11 protein-coding genes are annotated in these 19097 nt (G+C 53.2%); 9 read left to right on the top strand and 2 right to left on the bottom strand.

Annotation, left to right across the window (positions count from 1 at the left end; genetic code table 11):
* The 8 genes from VAE57_RS09435 to VAE57_RS09400 form a co-directional block, all read left to right on the top strand.
* A partial coding sequence (locus tag VAE57_RS09435) for a cytochrome P450 (RefSeq protein WP_322821634.1) occupies positions 1-1273 on the top strand: 1273 nt, incomplete at its 5' end.
* Between the two features lie 47 nt (positions 1274-1320).
* Positions 1321-2310, top strand: a complete 990-nt coding sequence (locus VAE57_RS09430) for a YgfZ/GcvT domain-containing protein (RefSeq protein ID WP_322821633.1) — start codon at positions 1321-1323, stop codon at positions 2308-2310.
* Complete coding sequence (locus VAE57_RS09425; RefSeq protein WP_322821632.1) at positions 2307-6281, top strand: GAF domain-containing protein; 3975 nt, start codon at positions 2307-2309, stop codon at positions 6279-6281. The genes VAE57_RS09430 and VAE57_RS09425 overlap by 4 nt, the downstream gene beginning before the upstream one ends.
* Before the next feature lie 114 nt (positions 6282-6395).
* On the top strand, positions 6396-9113 hold the full coding sequence (locus VAE57_RS09420; protein WP_322821631.1) for a VWA domain-containing protein: 2718 nt from the start codon (positions 6396-6398) through the stop codon (positions 9111-9113).
* A 57-nt stretch (positions 9114-9170) separates the two neighbouring features.
* The gene (locus tag VAE57_RS09415) at positions 9171-9497 is read left to right on the top strand and encodes an ATP-dependent Clp protease adaptor ClpS (protein WP_012258468.1); all 327 of its coding nucleotides are present in this window, start codon (positions 9171-9173) and stop codon (positions 9495-9497) included.
* A gap of 56 nt (positions 9498-9553) precedes the next feature.
* Positions 9554-11074 carry a serine hydrolase gene (locus VAE57_RS09410; RefSeq protein WP_322821630.1) on the top strand — a complete coding sequence of 507 codons (1521 nt, stop codon included), beginning with the start codon at positions 9554-9556 and terminating at the stop codon, positions 11072-11074.
* Positions 11071-13008, top strand: a complete 1938-nt coding sequence (locus tag VAE57_RS09405; RefSeq protein ID WP_322821629.1) for a hypothetical protein — start codon at positions 11071-11073, stop codon at positions 13006-13008. Before VAE57_RS09410 ends, VAE57_RS09405 begins: the two co-directional genes overlap by 4 nt.
* A 4-nt stretch (positions 13009-13012) precedes the next feature.
* Positions 13013-13408, top strand: coding sequence for a hypothetical protein (locus VAE57_RS09400; RefSeq protein WP_322821628.1), 396 nt, complete (start codon positions 13013-13015; stop codon positions 13406-13408).
* A 453-nt stretch (positions 13409-13861) separates the two neighbouring features.
* Here the strand turns inward: VAE57_RS09400 and VAE57_RS09395 are convergent, their stop codons facing one another.
* A complete protein-coding gene (locus VAE57_RS09395; protein WP_322821627.1) occupies positions 13862-15118 on the bottom strand; it encodes a hypothetical protein in 1257 nt (418 codons plus the stop codon).
* Positions 15119-15122: 4 nt separating this feature from the next.
* The gene (locus VAE57_RS09390) at positions 15123-16328 is read right to left on the bottom strand and encodes an O-antigen ligase family protein (RefSeq protein ID WP_322821626.1); all 1206 of its coding nucleotides are present in this window, start codon (positions 16326-16328) and stop codon (positions 15123-15125) included.
* Positions 16329-16953: 625 nt separating this feature from the next.
* On the opposite strand from VAE57_RS09390, the gene VAE57_RS09385 reads away from it, so the two are divergent.
* On the top strand, positions 16954-18459 hold the full coding sequence (locus tag VAE57_RS09385) for a hypothetical protein (RefSeq protein ID WP_322821625.1): 1506 nt from the start codon (positions 16954-16956) through the stop codon (positions 18457-18459).
* Positions 18460-19097: the final 638 nt, after the last annotated feature.

The raw sequence follows: 19097 nt of genomic DNA, 5'->3' as shown, positions 1-19097 counted from the left end.
GCTGGAGGAACTGGCTACTCGCGGCGATGTGGTGCCATTTCGGGTTGGGCCGCAGATGATGGTGCTGGTGAACCATCCTGATCTCATCCGGGAGGTGCTGGTGACACAGCATCGTGCCTTTGTCAAAGGGCGTGTGCTGGAACGGGCAAAGCGCCTGCTCGGAGAAGGGTTGCTGACCAGTGAGGGTGAAGTACATCTGCGGCAGCGACGCCTGATGCAGCCGGCTTTTCACCGCCAACGGATTGCCTCTTATGGCGATGCAATGGTTGCGGTGGCCGAGGCGCACAGTGCACACTGGCAAGATGGCTTGGTGCTCGATGTCAGCCGCGAATTCATGGCGATTACATTGCAGATTGTTGGGATAACCCTCTTTTCGGCTGATACGGAAGCTGATGCCGATGAGGTGTTTGCGGCAATGCATGATCTGGTTGCTATGTTCGATCTGGCGGTATTACCGTTTGCCGACTGGCTGTTTGCCTTGCCCTTACCACCTGTGCGACGCTTTCAGGCTGTGAAAGCCCGACTCGATGCCATCATATACCGGTTGATTGCCCAGCGTCGCGCCAATCCGGTTGATCGTGGCGATCTGCTCTCGATGTTGCTGACCGCTGTGGATCACGAAGGTGATGGCTACCGGATGACCGATACGCAACTGCGTGATGAACTGTTGACGATCTTTCTTGCCGGGCACGAGACCACCGCAAACGCCTTGACCTGGGCACTCTACTTGTTGGCGCAATATCCATCCCTTGCCGCAAACCTGACCGCCGAACTGGATGCTGTGCTCGGTGGACGGAAACCGACTGTCGCCGATCTACCGAAGCTGACCTATACCTCATGGTTTTTTGCCGAAGCCCTGCGTCTCTATCCTCCGGCGTGGCTTATCGGGCGGCGGGCAATTGCCCCGGTGACACTCGGTGACGTGCGGGTTGCGCCTGATAGCATCGTTCTGTTAAGTCCATGGTTAATGCACCACGATCCCCGTTTCTTCCCTGAACCGTACCATTGTGACCCTCTCCGCCACACGCCAGAAGCCCAGGCCCGGCGACCAAAATTTGCCTTCTTCCCCTTCGGCGGTGGGCCACGCACCTGTATCGGCGAACCGTTTGCCTGGATGGAGGGTATTCTCGTGCTGGCGACGCTGGCGCAACGCTGGCAGTTTCTGCCGGTTGCCGATCATCCGGTCGTCCTCCAGACCGGTATTACCCTCCGTCCACGGTACGGCATGCAATTACAGCTCAGAGAACGGCGAACAGTTTTGGGTTCAGCGTGATACAATATTTATGAACGATAAGCTTCTGAGTAGATGATTGCTACGCTATGAATCAGGAAACACTGACAGCTTACGAGGCGGTGTATGGGTATGCTGCCGTGATCAACGAGTCTGATCGCGGACGGCTCTGGATGCGCGGTCGCGATCGGGCAGCACTGCTACACCGGCTCTCGACGAACCATATCGAGCGATTACAGCCCGGTCAAGGCACTCTGACCGTGCTCACGACGCCAATTGGGCGTATGATCGATCTGCTACGGGTATATGCCCTCCCCGATACATTGTTGCTTGAGACCGGCGATGGTCATGGGCCGGCGATTTTGCGCCATTTGCGCAAGAATATCTTCTTCAACGATCAGGTGACGGTCGCCGATGCGAGTACCGAACTGGGACAGATTGGCGTCTATGGGCCACAGGCCAGTCAGGTGATACAGACGATTGGCTTGCCGGTTGATCTGCCGCTGCACGGTATCGCAACCGGTGACTGGAATGGGCATCAGGTACTGGTAGCACGGTGTGAACCGTTGGGTGGTGACGGGTATACTCTCTATTCACCGGCTACACAAACAACGACACTGCTTACTGCGCTAACTGATGCAGGGGCCGTTCCACTCGACAGTCATACGACAGAAGTGGTACGCATCGAGCATGGCTACCCACGCTTCAACCACGAGATTACGCTTGATTATATTCCGCTAGAAGCCAATTTGTGGCGTGCAGTGAGCTTCCAGAAAGGGTGCTACGTCGGGCAAGAGATTATTGCCCGCATGGAAAGCCGGGGTCGGATCGCCAAGCTCTTGTGTGGCTTACGTCTGTCGGCTGCGCCCGAGGCGGTGCCGGCATCGATAACGGTGGATGGCAAAGAAGCTGGCACCCTGACCAGTGCCGTCTATTCACCGCGATATGGCTGGATCGGATTGGCCTACTTGCGCCGTGCCTATGCCGAAAGTGGCACCATCGTGAACCTCGCTCGACAACCGGCAACCGTGTGCCGGCTACCATTCATTAGTGGCACAACCCAGGACGATGTAGCATGACTCGTACCGCACGTCGGCGACAATTGATAGGCGATCTTCAACGCCAGCGTGACGCATTGCGTCTGCAACAAGAGCGTGACCAGCAGATTCTGGCTGCGCTCTACGCGATTGGTCTTGCCGCCCGTGGCCGTCCATCGTTACGGGTTATTTTCGAGACAATTGTGCGCGAGCTGCACAATGTCTTTGAGTTTGATGCCTGTTATCTGGCCTTTTGTGATGAGCGACCAGAAATCTTTAAGGCTGCACTGCTTTACGATGAGGGACAGATCGATTTTCTCGAAAATCGTGAGTATGGCTACCTGACCGGCTTAATTGTGCGGCGGCGCGAGCCGATGCTCTTTCGCGATCTGTTGACCGAACGTGATGCCAGTCTACCACCGGTACCGTTCGGTAATACGGCAAAACTCTCGCGTTCGTGGATCGGTGTGCCGCTGATGATTAGCGACGCAGTGGTTGGTGTTATCTCGCTGCAAAGCTACCAGCCTGGCCGCTACAACCACGAAACTCTCGATCTGTTGCAGCGGATCGCAAACGTCATTGCGCTAGCACTGGAAAATGCGGTACTGGTTGAAGAGCAGGATCGGCTCAGTCGGGAATTGTCCACGCAACTGGCAGCACGACGCGAAGAATTGGCAGCACTAAGCGAACTGGCGGCGACACTGGTCGATACGCGCTCCCTGCACGAAGTCCTGGATCAGGCACTGGCTATTGCGATTACGACCCTGCATTTCGATGCCGGTAATGTTCGTCTCCTCGACGAGACGGGTTCGCTACTGGTATTGTGCGCACAACGAGGGTTTGCCCAGAAATACATTGAACAGACTCGTCAAATCCCGCTCGAAATCAGCCCCCTGCGTGAAGTGGTCTTGAAACGACAGCCACGAATTATTGACCGCGACTGGCAGGCGCATTACGATCCGGCGACGTTTCCTCTGCATCTCTTCCCACCCTTCGAGTCGACCATCAATATGCCACTGGTGGTCGGAAGTCAGGTACTGGGGACATTGAGCCTGTTTGGTTTTTCAGCACGCGAACTGACCCCCTACGAGCTGACTCTAGCGCAGGCAGTGGCAAACCAGATTGCCATCCTGGTTGAGCATAGCCGACTTACCGAACAACGTGAACGTCAGATTGCGGAATTACGTGCACTGCGTGAGATCAGTCTGGCTGCCTCAACCGTACAAACAACACGCGAATTGCTTCAGCGGGCGGCATTGGGCTTGCAAAACTGTATCAATCTCGACGCTTTCACGATGGTGATCTACGATCCGGTTCGCCATCTGATCAGTGACGGGATTATCCTTGATGAAGGAGAGTTCTTTGATTTCTGGATCGGCCAGCCTCCACCGCCACGTTCACTCACCGCCCGTATTCTGCGGGAGCGGCAACCGATCTTCTTACGTGATCTGTCGAGCGAGATTGGAGCCTTCCCAGACGTCGAAGGGGTCATTATCGGCGCCGAACGCATGGCCCAGTCGTGGATGGGTTGGCCTCTGCTCGACCGTGATGGCCAACCAATCGGTGTTGTCTCAGTACAGAGTTACCAGGCCAATGCCTTCACGCCTCGCGATATGGAGTTTCTCGGCAATGTCGCTGCCCAGTTATCACTGCACGTCAAGAACGTGACGTTGTTAGCCCAACGTTCACGCCAGATTGCCGAGCTGCAAGCGATCAATCAGATTGGCAAGCTGGTAGCAGAATCCTACGACCTTGAGCGCATTTTGAACGAAACCCGGCGGGTTGTGGTCGATTTGACAACCGCATCAATCTTTTACTTGCTGCTCTGCGATCCGGTCTCGCGCCGGGTACAGTATGCAACATTTATTGAACACAACCACCAGATAGGGCACGATCTGGTTGGCAAACCACCGCCACCCTCGTCCCTTTCTGACTGGCTACTCACCCATCGCCAGCCCCTGCGCTTTGATGATCTTGCGGTTGAACGTGCCAGAATCCACGCACTGGGGATCAAACCACATCAGATCGGCTCGGTGCATCTGATGCGCTCGTGGGTCGGGGTGCCTATCCTGTCCTACAATCAAACCGCTATCGGGGTGCTGGTGCTACAGGACGAACGTCCGTATCGTTATGATGATGATACGATTGATGTGCTGGCTCAAATTGCCAACCTGATTAGCCTGGCCGTACAAAAAGTACAGTTGTTTGAAGAGCGAGAGCGTCAGGTACGCGAAAATGCACGTCTGTTCGAAGCTGCGCAGGCCCACGCGATTGCAGCCGAACGTCAGGCAGCCCGAATGGCGCTGGTTAATCGTATTGCCGGATTGCTGGCTGCCCGGCTTGATAAGCAAGAAATCCTCGACATTGCTACTCGTGAACTGGTGCAGCTCTTCTGGGCCGATCACACCGGTCTGGTGCTGTTTCAAGACGAAGAAACCGGGATTGTGGCAGCAGAATATCCACCAACCGGGATTGTCGGTTCTGTGATTGATCTCCGGCAGAATCCGCTGGTTGATGCCTTACGCACAACTCGTCACCCGCAGGTCATTCTTGATATTGAGAGTGATCCACGGGCAGCGGTATCACGCGAGCGGTGGCGTGAGATGGGGGTACGCTCGCTAGTGATTGTGCCGTTGATCAGCCGTGATCGGGTGTTTGGCTCGATTTCGTTTGACAGCTTTGGCGAACCACGCTCCTATGCCGACGAGGAGCTAGAGCTGATGATGACGGTCACGACCTCGGTGGCAACGGCTTATGAGAATGCATTGCTCTTCGCCGCCGAACAGGAGCAGCGCCGTACTGCGGAGACGCTGCGCGAAGTTGCTCGCGTCTTGAGTTCAAGCTTCGATCCCCACGAAGTTTTACAGCTCGTATTGGCAGAGCTACGTAAGGTCATTAATTACGATACATCAACCATCATGTTGCTCGATGGGCCGAACTTGCGGATTGCGGCTGCCAGTGGTTGGTCCGCTCATGAGGTACCGCTAGGGCGAACTCTACCGGTTGCTAATAGCGGTGCCGGCCAGGTCGTCCGCGAGCGATGTCCGATCCTATTGGTAGCGCCACCTGATCGTACCATCTGGCCACCCGGCGATATGGGTGAGCGTATTCTAACCTGGCTGGGGGTGCCTCTTATTGCAAAGGGTCGTGTACTTGGCGTCTTAAATATTGATTCATACCATCGTCACGCCTTCAACGAACGAGATCTGGAAGTTGCGCTGACCTTTGCCAACCACGCAGCACTGGCAATCGAGAATGCACAACTCTATCAGGAGTCGGTAGCACGGGTGGAACAAGAGATGGCGATTGCGCGCCAGATTCAGTTGAATCTCTTTCCACGGGAGTTGCCGGTGTGTCCTGGACTGCGTGTTGCAGCCCGTTGTTTGCCGGCGCGTGAGACAGGTGGTGATTTTTACGACGTGATTGATCTTGGCGCACGGATTGGGGTCATTATTGGTGACGTGAGTGGAAAGTCGTTACCGGCGGCTATGTTGATGGCGGTTGCCCGTTCCACTGCCCGCTCGGAAGCGCGCAATCATGAATTTCCGCGACTGGTGCTGGCCGAGACCAACCGCTGGCTGGTCGATGATGTACCACGTCATACCTTTGTCGCTCTGGGATATGCGTTGATCGATCCAATCGCGCAACGCTTAATCCTGGCGAATGCCGGTCAGTTGTCACCGTTGCTCCGCCACGCCGATGGGCGCACAACCTTCCTGGAAACAGCCGGCGCACTGCCACTTGGTATGCAACGCGATGCCCGCTACAATCAGCTCGAACTCGATCTGGCTCCTGGTGATACGCTGGTATTCTATACTGATGGTGTGGTTGAAGCCCAGAATCGTGAGCGTGAGTTGTTTGGCTTCGACCGCCTTGAGCGATTGGTGCGGCACTGGGGGCACCTGGAACCGGTTGATCTGCTAGAGCGGCTGTTAGCGGCAGTCCATGGATTTACCGAAGGACAAGTTGCTCACGATGATATGACGCTGGTCATCGTGCGGGTGAACCCGTAGGGTGCGTTGACGCTACCTGCGTTTTCCCAAGCGTAAGGATTCTGTTTACCCAGCGTCATTGCCTCTCGATACGATGGTACGGCATACTGCACTACTATCCTGGAACGGAGTTGAATGGTGCTGAGCGTTGTTGAGCCGGCAGCATTGTGGCTATTCATGCTCGCCATTCCTCTGCTTGGTGTGATCTGGCTGGGTCGTGCGGATCTCCGCCGCCGTCTTGGGCGTTTGCGCTTGTGGTTGCTGGTAGTGGTTCGTTTCCTGATCCTGGCAGCGCTCGTGCTGGCAGTGGCCGGCCTGCAGATCGGTCGACCGGTGAATGCTACTGCTACAGTTTTTCTGCTCGATGTTAGCGATTCAGTCTCACCTGCGCAACGGGTAGCAGCATTCGATTTTATTGAGCAGGCGGTGGCTGCCGCCGATCCTGAAGATCGCATGGCCGTGATCGTGTTTGGCGCACGAGCAATGGTCGAGCGCGTGGCCGAACCACCTCGTCCGCTAAACCGGATCGATGCACTGGTAGCCGGTTCACGCACCAATATTGAAGACGCCATCCAATTGGGACTGGCAATTTTGCCCGATGCGATGCATCGACGACTGGTGTTGATCTCGGATGGCAGCGAGAATGCAGGTCAGGCGTTAACAGCCGCTCGTCTGGCGGCTGCCCGTGGCGTTCCGATTGAGGTCGTCATCCTGGCGGCAGAGCGCGGTCCTGATGCGTTGATCACGGACTTACAGGCACCGACGACGGCTGACGTCAACCAGAACATTCCGCTAACTGTTCAGATTGAGAGTGAAGTCGAGGGCACGGCGACGGTGCAGTTGATCGCTGATGGTCAATTACTGGCCGAACAATCCGTGACGGTGACACCGGGTCGCAATCAGGTTGCATTTTCTGTACCGGCACGCGAGAGTGGGTTTCGCCGCTTTGAGGCGCATCTGATTGCTCCCTTCGACACCCAACCGGCCAACAATCGGGCGGTAGCATTTACGTTTGTCAGTGGCCCACCGCGAGTATTGTTGTTAACGATGGCACCGGAGCAGGCGCTTGCGTTGGCCGAAGCCTGGCGCACCGGTGGGATTGAGGTGACGGTACAGACACCGATGCAGGCACCGGCCAATCCGCTCGATTTGCGCACCTTCGATGCAATTGCCCTGGTTGACACCCCGGCGAACGCGGTTTCGCCGGCACTTCAGCGTACTCTGACAACCTACGTGCGCGATCTGGGTGGCGGACTGCTGGTCATCGGTGGAACGCAATCGTTTGGTGCTGGTGGCTGGCGCCGTTCTCTGCTTGAGTCATTGTTCCCGGTTTCACTTGATCCACCGGTGCGCGAAGAGCGTTTTGACCTGGCACTAACACTGGTTATTGACCGCAGCGGGAGTATGAGCGAACTCGTGGACGGCTTGCGCACCCAACTTGACCTGGCCCGTGAAGCGGCATTTCAAGCGAGTCTTGGGTTATCGCGTCAAGATCAGATCGCAATTATCGCCTTCGATAGCTTTGCCGATGTGATTTTACCGTTGCAACCACTCCCCGACCTGGTGACAATTGAAGACGCACTGAGTCGATTGTCTGCCGGTGGCGGCACGAATATTCGCAGCGGAATGGCACTGGCAGCCGAGACCATCACCACGGCTGATGCCCGGATTCGGCATGTGATCCTCTTGACCGATGGTGTATCTGAGACTGAATATGCTGATCTGGTTGCCAAGCTGCGGACACAAGGGGTTACGATCAGCACGGTGGCGATTGGTCTGAATACTGACCGTGCGCTTGAGCGGGTTGCGCAGATCGGTGGCGGTAAATACTACGCTGTTCGCCAGGCTGAAACTCTGCCACAGATTCTGCTGGAAGAGACTGTCCGGGTGGCAAATCGCGATCTGATAGAAGAGCCTTTCACACCTGCACTTGCATTACCGACACCCTGGCTGCACAATTTTAGCGCTTTGCCACCGCTACGGGGACGGAACGTCGTTGCCGAACGGTCAATCAGCCGGGTACTCCTGGTCGCCGATGATGGATCGCCGCTCCTGGCGACGGCCCAGATCGGTGTTGGGCGTGTACTGGCCTGGGCAAGTGATATGACCGGACGTTGGGCAACTGCATGGTTATCATGGTCAGAGTTTCCACGCTTTGCCGCTGGATTGGTGTCTGAGGTGCTTCCGCTCAATAGTGATGATTATCTGTCGCTTAGCGCAACGGTAATCGCTGATCGAGTTGACCTTGACCTTCAGACCCGTGATCGCAGTGGTCTGCCTGTTGAATTGGGCGAGATGCGCAGTCGCATCAGTGGTCTGGCCGATGAAGTCGTGCTGGATTTTGTGCAGATCGCGCCTGGACGGTATCGTGCAATCACAACCATCGATCAGATGGGAGCATATCTGGTACAGGTGAGTGCAACTGACCGCAACGGGATACCACTCGGCACGGTTGCCACCGGCCTGACGGTAAACTATTCACCGGAGTATGGACAATTTGCGGCGAATTCTGGTCTACTGACCGAACTTGCAGCATTGACCGGTGGTCGAGTTAATCCACCGCCAGACCTGCTCTTTACACCGACAGAGCGTTCCGTGTATGAGGTCTGGCCGGCGACTATGCCTCTGATCTGGCTGGCACTGGCATTATTGCCAGTAGACGTTGCGCTCCGTCGACTCTTTGCCGCAGTGCCCGATTGGCGTCCTGTCGTCATCCGCCGACCGCAGCGCAAACCACCGGCGGCGAAACCGTCTTCATCAGCGCCAGCCCCAACCTCTACCTTATCGCAAAGCGACGAAGAGCGGATTGCCGCACTACTGGCAGCGAAACGACGCCGGCGCCGGGATGAATAATGCTTTATGCTATACTGCCAGAAGGAATTGATGGTACAGTAACTGACGGAGGAGCCCATGTCAACTGAACAACCAGCAGTCACCGTGCGGCCTGCCGTCTCATTTGCGGTTGCCAGCGATGAGGAACTTGAACGGCCGTACCGGGTTATTGTTCAGAACGACGACGTGACTCCCATGGATTTTGTCGTCATCGTGTTGCGCGTCTTTTTCGGGCTTGATCTGGCCCGTGCCGAACAGGTGATGCTTACTGCCCATTATGAAGGGCGTGCGTTGGTAACGGTACTGCCGTTGCAAGAAGCGCAAGAGCGTGTCTACCAGGCTCATCATGCAGCCCGCGAGGCCGGCTATCCGTTAACCTTTTATCTTGAGCCTGATGAACAATAACGTTTCTGACCAGGTACATGCGGCCCGCATTTTGAAAGATGGAGTTTTGTTCAACTATGAATCTCCGGCCCCGTTTGTTTGCCATTGCCCTGATTTGCATGGCTTTCATTGCCGGGTGTACACCAACCCCTCATGCTACGATGCCGTCTGAACCGGTCATCGCGGCTGAACCGACCCGGCTGGTGATTCCCACTCCACTTCCCACACCTCTACCAGTCTACGCCAACGGCACTGAAGTTGCCAGCGTGCCAATTGGTGGCTTGACGGTTGCGGAGGCAGAAGCAGCACTGAACAGTGCTCTATCGGCGAGGGTAACACCGCTGCGGCTGGTTGCCGGTGCATATACGCAGACGATTGAGCCGACGGCAATTAATCTGCACGCCGACCCAGCCACGTTGCTGACTGCGGCAGCGCCAGCGTTGGGGAGCGAAACACCGGTACGTGTACCACTCCAGCTTACCTTCGATGAAACTGCCCTACGCGAGCAGATGACAACCTTTGCTGCCGAGTCGGCCATTCCTCCCCAGGTAACAGTTATCACCTCAACCGACGTGCTGTCACGGAGCTTTGCTTACATTCCCGGACGGGCCATCGATCTCGATCGATCGCTGGAGATTGTGAGCGGCTTGTTACGCCGTGGACGAGCAACCGAACCGATTGCGCTGACCCTTTGGCCGACTACTGGACAGCCGCGTGCTTCGCTTGAACAACTCACCACTCAGCTCGAAGAGATGGCTGAGGCATGGGAGGGAGTGGCTGGAGTTTATCTGTACGATCTCGCCACCGGTGCTGAAGTCGCAGTGAATGCGCACAGTGTCTTTCCCGGTGCCAGCACTATCAAGACGGCTATTATGCTCTATGCCTACACGAAACTTGAAACCTTTACCGAACGCCAGTGGCAGCGTATGCGCCTCATGATTATCGAGAGTGACAACCTGGCGGCAAATGACCTTCTGGCTGCTGGTGCCGGCGGTACCGGTACTGATCTGGCATTTCGCGGCGCCGAAGAGATGAGTGATATGCTGGCCGATCTCGGTCTGAAATATCTCTATCTCTATGTCCCTTACGAGTCGACCGACTACATCCGGCTGTACAAGGTTAGATATCGCTGTGGGCCGAAAGACCCGGTCGGCGAACCGCCGTATACCGAGACCGGTTGCGCACTGCGGGCAACGCCTTACGCTATCGGGCAGATCTACCGCATGATTGACGAGTGTGCTCGTGGTAAAGGTGTTCTGCTTGAGAAATTTGAACTCCTCAACCCAGATCGATGTCAAGAGATGCTCGATTTGCTGGCCGAAAATGGTGACAATAGTCGGATGGTTGCCGGTCTGCCAGAGGGAGTACGGGTCGAACACAAATCAGGATGGATTGACAACACCCAGGCTGATGCCGGGATTGTACGCTCACCCGGTGGTGATTATGTGTTGGCCGTGTACGTCTACAAGCCACTGGAAGATCGGGCGGCCTGGCCTGACTCACTGCTCGGTGGAGCAATTGCTGATTTCAGCCGTCTTGTGTACACTGCCTACAACCCAATTCAAATTGATCTGGCTTCGCAGGGAGATACGCCATGACCGGTCTACCCATCAAGCGCATGGTGCTCTACAAACACGGTGTTGGCTATTTTGAACGACAGGGCACCTTCAGCGGTGACGCCTTAACGCTCACCTTTCCCCTGACGGCAATGGACGACGTATTGAAGAGTCTGGTTGTCATCGACCGCAGCGGGCAGGTGCGCAACATCGATTTTGCCACCCCTGAAGACCGCGCTGCGCTGCTGGCTCGCGGGAGCATTCAGCTCTCGAACGAACGGAGCCTGCTCGATTTGCTGCGCGATCTGCGTGGACGCACCGTGCGCTTGACCTTGACCGGTAAGCAGGGCGAGACGATCACCGGGCAGGTGATCGGGATTGATGTAGAAGATGAAAAACCACTGCGTCGAGCTATCGTAAGTCTCTACCTCGCGGAAGAGCGGGTGGTGCGTCCGTTTGCGCTCGATGATCTGTTACGAGTTGAACTTGTCGACGACAAAGCGCATCACGATCTAACCTTCTTTATGCGCGCTGCTCAAAACGATGAGCGTAACCGCACGGCAACCGTACACCTGACACCCGGCGATCACGATCTCTTGATCGGCTACGTGGCGCCAGCTCCAGCCTGGCGGGTGAGTTATCGTCTGCTCTTCGAGGAAGGCAGCGATGGTACGGCTCGCTGTTTTCTCCAGGGTTGGGGGCTATTCGACAACCAGCTTGAGGAAGATTTGATCGATGTTGAGGTGACACTCGTTGCCGGTCAGCCGGTTTCATTCCGGTATCGTCTATACGAACCGCAAACGCCGGAACGCCCCGTGCTGGGTGACGCACTGCGTCCACAGCCAAAACCGATGGCCCGTATGCGGACGATGCCAGCACAGGCACGTGATATGGCGCTGGAAGCAATGGAAACAATGGCACTGGCTGCACCTGCACCCTCTCCCGCGCTGACCATTGAGACGGTAACCGACAGTGTGCGCCCGGTCGCTGTGGGTGAAGATCAGGGAGCGCTCTTTGCCTATCGAGTGACGCAACCGGTCAGTGTCGGGCGTGGTCAATCGGCGATGGCGCCTATCGTTGGAGCACAACTCAGTGGTGCACGAGAGCTGGTGTACAATCAGCGTCGGCTAGACAAGCACCCCCTGGCCGCCATTCAGCTCAAAAACGAGACCGACCTCACACTAGAGCAAGGACCGGTCACTGTGCTGATCAATGGTGAATACGCTGGTGAGTCGGTACTTCCATTCACCCGTGCCGGTGCCGGATTCATCGTCTTCCACGCTGTTGAATTGGGTGTGAAGGTGCTGGAAACGACACACGAGACTCGCCATCTCCACGGGATTCGGCTTCACGATAGTGATCTGTTAATTGATGAATACCTGCTCTTGTTCCGGCAATATACGATCATCAGCGCTCTGCATACACCGTGTACTGTAATCATTGAGCATCAGCGCACTGCTCATACCGAACTGATAGACACACCGCCGCCCTTTAGCGAAGAGGGCTTCATCACACGTTGGGCAGTGAGCGTACCGGCTGCCGATCAAACGATGTTCACGGTATGCGAGCGACGGCTCCTCTCGCGCAGTCAGTCGATCAGCAGTCTCACCGGCGAACAGTTGCAACACTTCCTCCGCGACAAACTGCTTGACGAAGCGACATTCCAGCAGCTTAGCGGAGTACTCAACCTCTACCGCCAGATTGACAAAGCGCACAGGATGATCGCCGAACACGAAGCCGAACAGCGACGTATCCTGGAGCGCCAGCAACACCTAAGCCAGACCATTGAACCACTACGTAGCACTGGTGAAGAGGGGGCATTGCGTCAGCGTTACGTCGCGACACTGGCACAGCTCGAAGATCAACTTGAGCAGATCGCCAGATCAATAGCCGAACAACAGACCACCATCGAAAAACTCACAGCGCAAATTGAACGTCGTTTACGACGCCTATCCGCACTGAAACGTACAGCCTAAACCCATGATGCGCGACTACCGGACATTCTTTGCCATCATACTTGCCAGCCTGGTCGGATGGATAATCGCGGTTGCGGTCTACACTCAGATCGGAGACAATCGCAGCCCGGAACTCTTGCGCTGGCTGGCCCTGGTCATTCTGATCACACCACTCAGCGGCTTGCTCGGATGGATTGCTGTCCGGCGTCACGAGTGGCGTCTGGCCGCTGCGAGCTGCGGTGCGCTCTACTTTTTCACACCCTTCGTGGCTGCCCGCATCGAAACCATCATTACCCCCGATGCCGCTCGCCAGACGGTAGGGCAGCACACGGTCTATTTTGTCAGTGTGCTGGCATTACACCTGCTCGGCGGTCTGGTGCTGGCCTGGTGGCGGGGGCAGGGGAGACGAGCGAGCGGATGACAAGCCATATAGAAACGTGCTCCTCGCTGCGACTGGAACCGGTTGTGTTGTGAACGTTGTGGTTACATATGCACATCGCTGGTGACATCCAAATGGCTGAACAGGATACACCAACTCCTACGTCCCATTGCGTGCCATTCGCGCAAATGGTGCCAGCAGGTACCGGCCAATCTATGTTTCTTCGACAAGTCGGCTCAGGTACAGCCGGTCGTAGGAACGTCCAGCATACCAGTCACTATCCGTCAGTCGTCATTCCGAAAACGACTATGACGCCGTTGGAGCGTCGATATGAACGGAGATCAAACCGCCCATTGTTTATCGGTAAAATCATAGCTCCCCATCGCTTTCTCCTCGCATCATTGTCACGCAGTACGTTGGCCGTGACTGATCACGTGCAGACATCACTGCTCATCACTCGCTGATAGCATCAGAAGATTTGTTTGACAACAGGTTCTAATCAGAACGTGATGAGAGCTGTGCAGACGAGAGCCGGCGTCGACGAAGTTCAAATATCAAAACAAGAATTATACTCAAACCGACACCGATTAACGCTCCCAGGGATGCTCTGGTGAGAATAACACGTCGGTCTGATACTGTATCATCTACAGATGAAACTGTTCCCAAGTAGTGTACTGCAATTCTAGTCATTGAATTAAAACCCTGTAACTCATCAATCCTTCGCGATAATTGTTCAATGCGTAACAGTGCAGTATCACGTGCAGATAGAAGACGATCATACTGTGCGTGTAATCGTTCAGACTGTTGTCGTGCTATAGATAATCGTTGGGCAAGAACCTGATAGATTTGTGATGTTTCTTTTTGATTATGGGTTAATATCGCTTGCTGAATATTCTGATACTCAGAATCAGATTGAGTAATAATTTGATTTAATTCAGGGATGGTAAAACTATTACTTTCACTTGCCAGCGCAATGGGCTGTGAAAGTAATAATGCACAGATTTCGTTCGTTTGTCGAATATTCTCACCGAGTGTTGTAGCTCCCACTTCAGTAACCTGTCTCTGCAATGCGTCAAGGGTTCGCCTCGCTTCTCGTGCAATGACAATAAGCCTGTTACCACATTCCCATAACGTTTTGACTACATCTCCATCTAAGGTTTGCAAACTACCTACCAGATGAGTTAATCGTTGAACTTCTAAATCCACTGCGGTGAGGTCATTCTGAGAAAGAAACAATTCGATTTCCTGCTGAGATCTATCATATTGTTGATTTGCCTCAACAAGTTGCTGCTCAAGCCGTCGCAACAAGACAACATCTTGAGTATAGACATCAGTAATAAACGCTGCAAATTCTTCACTCCAGACCGTTGCCAGTTGTACGGCACTTTCGGCTGTCTCAGCACGAGCAATAATTTGAAACAAATCACCATTGAAGCTAATGGTTACGCGATCCTGCACACTTTGCAGTTGATCAGCCGATACATTGTACATCGAACGAAAAGTCTTCACTACACGTGCGTCTAAAAGCGGATCTTGTGCCAGAGCCAGAATTGTTTCTTTTTGAGTAAGTGTCAGATCAGTGATTTCTGAAGATGCTGGCATAATAAGCAGAGTGGCGCGGGCTACCTGTGGCAGCGTTTCCGTTGAAGCCTGCCAGCCAGCGAAAAGGGCCGACAGAACTCCGATCAGGCTTATTAGCCAGGCTCGTCGTAGTATCGTGTCAAGCATCTGCACAATCTCAGACTGCTGCATATAGTTATGCTTCCCCTCTTTTACTATCTGCTGTTTTCAACAATAGTTGCTGCTGAAAACTGAAGTACAGATACGAAAACATTACCCAAACCCACGCAACATCAACTTTTGCTGAGATTAAATCCGACTCTGTGACACTGTATGCAAGGACAAAGGTGATGAACAGTAGTGAAAATCTGCTTTTCTCGTCTGTGTAAAGAGATTGTATTGATAATAGCAATACGAAGACAATGAGCGAGATAACAATGATAAAACCTATTATCCCTAATTGCAGCCATAGCTCCAGGTAGAGATTATGGGCATGGATCATCCACGTATCGAGTGGCGCGATAGTAGGAATCTCGACGAAAGCAGTCCCATACCCAAATCCCAGAACAGGACTTTCCCATCCAGCTTTTTGTGAAATATCCCATAACTTCGTACGACCGGAAAGCTGACTACTGCGTCCAATCAAGCCCAGAATTGCGTCCAAATATAAGATCATCAGAACAGCAATTGGTATTATAACAGTCATAGATATAACCATGAGCTGAGGTAAACGCTTACGAAAGACAGGCGCGAATTTCGCCAAAACAGGAATTGACTTCCAGCATGCAAAGACAACGGTAACCAATATGACAGTAATCAGTGCTGTAGCCGAGTCGGCCTGTCTGATCAACACAACCGAGCAAAGACATAGCGTCATCCAGAGAAGTCGTTGCCACGATCTACTCTTCTCAGCTTTAAGCAGAAAGATAATGAAAGAAAACGCATATATCCTCCCAGCAATATTTTTGTCGTAGAATATTTCACTCCATCGATCCGTTTGAATTATCGTATTCATTACTGATGCGATATTAAATAGATTTCCAATGACACCGAAAAGAATAATTATCGAAGCAAAATTTTGCAATATATCCTCAATCGTGTCGTGCTCATACCGTACTGCCATCAATAGTCCGACAAGTGTTGATAGTAATAGTAAAATAGTCCAACTGATTGTAACAAACGGGTAGCGCGACCATTGGCTCGATATGAATCCCCAAACAACGACTAACCAGATTGGCCAGCTTTTTAAAGACACATCAATAGCTTGCTGTTTGTGATAAATGAGGAGCGATGGGAGCATATAAAAGAGGATAAGCGCGGCAGGTTGCCAGATCAGGATACCGAAAGCTCCTGAAACAACGGTCAAAGCGGTAACAATCCAGTACTTTTCAAGGGCTGACATGGATTTCTACGTGTTTATCTGGTACGGTATTAAGAACAGAATTTATAACGTCAATGTATTGAAAACATATCGACTCTTTCGCTATTGTACCACATAGTTGTGTACCTGGAAAGGCGTTTATCAAGGTTTACCCGGTGTAAGACATCGCGATTTATTCTTAGAACCTGTTTCAAAAAGTATATCCTGGAAGTTATCTTGTTCATTCCTGGCAGACACTATAATCGTGACGAACACATCCAGCATCCTCGTGACCAGTAGGGTAAACGGCGTACCACGCGCCGGATCGTGAGTACGACTGCTGCGACGGCTACGCTGCTGCCCACCAAACACTACGACACGCACATAACGAGCGGATGAGACAACCAATCCAGCGCGTACTGGTACGACCAGAGCTGCGCTCCACCAACATGCCAGAGCCGGTAGGCTGTCGTTGGTGATTGGCAAGCGTTCATGCGCCTGTGCGACGGGCTGAGAGAACTATTCATCCTGATCGTCAGACCCCATGGCCTACTCACAGCATAGGTGGCAACGTGAGTTTGAAATAAGTTCTCGTGTGTCATATCTGTTGTCGGTGTGGTAATATGTATATGCTGACCGGTTAGCAAATAGGAGTTTACTTTATTCCATGAATAGTGTACATACTGTTACATATTGGAATACCTGGCAAAAAGGTCTGGCTTCTGTCGTATTTGCGCTGTTGTTTGTGATTAATTTGCCCACCTACACCGATCCCGATCTCTGGGGTCATCTCCGCTTTGGTCTGGATCATATTCAGGCCGGCGGTTTAAGCTGGACAGATCCCTATTCATACCTCAATGAAGGGTATCCCTGGATTAATCATGAATGGTTAATGGAGACATTCATGGGGTTTGCCTGGTTGTGGGGTGGTGAAATAGGGTTGACTGTTTTGCGCCACTTTGTGTATAGCTTAACAGTAGGTATTCTTTTTTGGTACATTATCCGCCAATTTAGAGCACCTTTTGTTCCAGCAGTTGTTATTTCATTAATTCTCATCGCCACTACATTGTGGTTTGCGAGAGTGGTGCGACCACAGATTTTTACTTTTTTGCTCTTTGCCTGTACACTCATTATTATCGATCAGGCAGAACGAGGGCATTTTCGCTGGTTGTGGTTGATGCCATTGATCGTAATCTTTTGGGTGAACCTCCATGGTGGATTTTTAGCTGGCTGTGGTGTTCTTGGCGTATGGATGCTTGCTCGCTTTGTAACATCGCCACGTCAGTGGCAACATGTTGTACCACCGGTAGTTGTTTCTGCTATTGCAACACTTGTCAATCCGTATGGATGGAACCTGCTGCGCTTTCTGCTGGAAACAGCAACCGGCGACCGTCCGGAGATTGCTGACTGGCAGCCTCTGCCACTACGCAGTGAGTTTGGCATTATATACCTTTCGGTTGTGACGTTCGCTGTAGCTGGTCTTATATTCAGTCGGCTTCCTCGCCGGCCCATTCCAATCGGGCTATTTATCCTGGTTAGTCTGATGCCGCTTCTGGCCATCCGTCATTTACCCCTTATGGGAATCGCATTTGTGGTGTTTATCGGCGAGCACGTGGTTGATGCGTGGCAGCGTTTGATCGGAGAACGTCAGCGTGAGGTTCCGGTTCCGGGCTGGCTTGTGCCGGTGCCCTTCGTGGTCGCCGCATTGATACTTTTGATTGGGATTGGACGGTACGATTGGCGGATTGCTCCGGCATTACCGGTACCTGAGCAGGCCGTGCAACTGTTGCGCCAAAGCGATTTTCGTGGTCACCTGCTCGTCGATTTTGGTTGGGGGCAGTACGTGATATGGCATCTTGGGCCGCAAGTACAGGTGGGTATGGATGGTCGTCGTGAAACGGTCTATCCACCCGAAGTCTACGATTTATATGTTCAGTTTCACTATGGTATCGATGACTGGGACGCAATTCTGGAGCGAGCAACGGCTGATGCAGTGCTGGTAGAGAAAGGTTCTCCTCCGTCCAACCTCCTGCAATTGAAAGAGGGCTGGCAGTTAGTCTTTACTGATGATATAAGCATGCTGTTTATTAATGAGACTTCAGCATCAGCTCAAGTTATTGCCCGATTCGCTGACTCTTTCACGCCTGTTGAGTCAAATAAGGCGTTTCCGTAGCACATTTCAGTTAGAGCCTGTTATACCAACCCAAGTTGCCACCTTTGTCACCACAAAGACACGGAGGACACAGAGGAGGTGTATAATCCGGATTGCTACCGTGAGGCGTGACGTAGCACGTCCGTGGGAGCTGACTGTTACCCACATCATTATGCAGTTGCGCCATCTGGTGTTAAGTGCAGCGTCGTGCTATTCATCCCGATAGTCAGCCTTCGTAGCCTGCTCACAGTATAGATGGCAACTTGAGTTATATCAAATCTTGACTGTCAATATGTATCTGTCAATTGCTACACCTGCGCTGAAATGCCGCAGAGTATGCTATTAGCAGTCACTCGTGGGATGTCGCAAGTGTAAAAATGAGAGGTAGGGGCATATATCATGCCCTATAATAGTCATCATGTCAACTTTTGTGTGCAGCAGGACATCTTCCTGATATGGCACCAGATTAATGGTTGGATTGCCTGGTATACTCTTAAGCATCAGAGCTGACACAACCAGTCCCAATATCACTTACGACTGCTGAATGATTGGCATGAAAACACGCCAACCTGCCTCGTATATGCTGACTGTCCCGGTAATCTCATTGGCCAGGAAAAGTAATGCCCGTCCGGTCAGACTCTGGTTGGCCGGTACGAAGA

The organism is Chloroflexus sp., assembly GCF_034434295.1.
Lineage (GTDB): Bacteria > Chloroflexota > Chloroflexia > Chloroflexales > Chloroflexaceae > Chloroflexus.
This window is presented reverse-complemented; position numbering and strand designations above follow the sequence as displayed.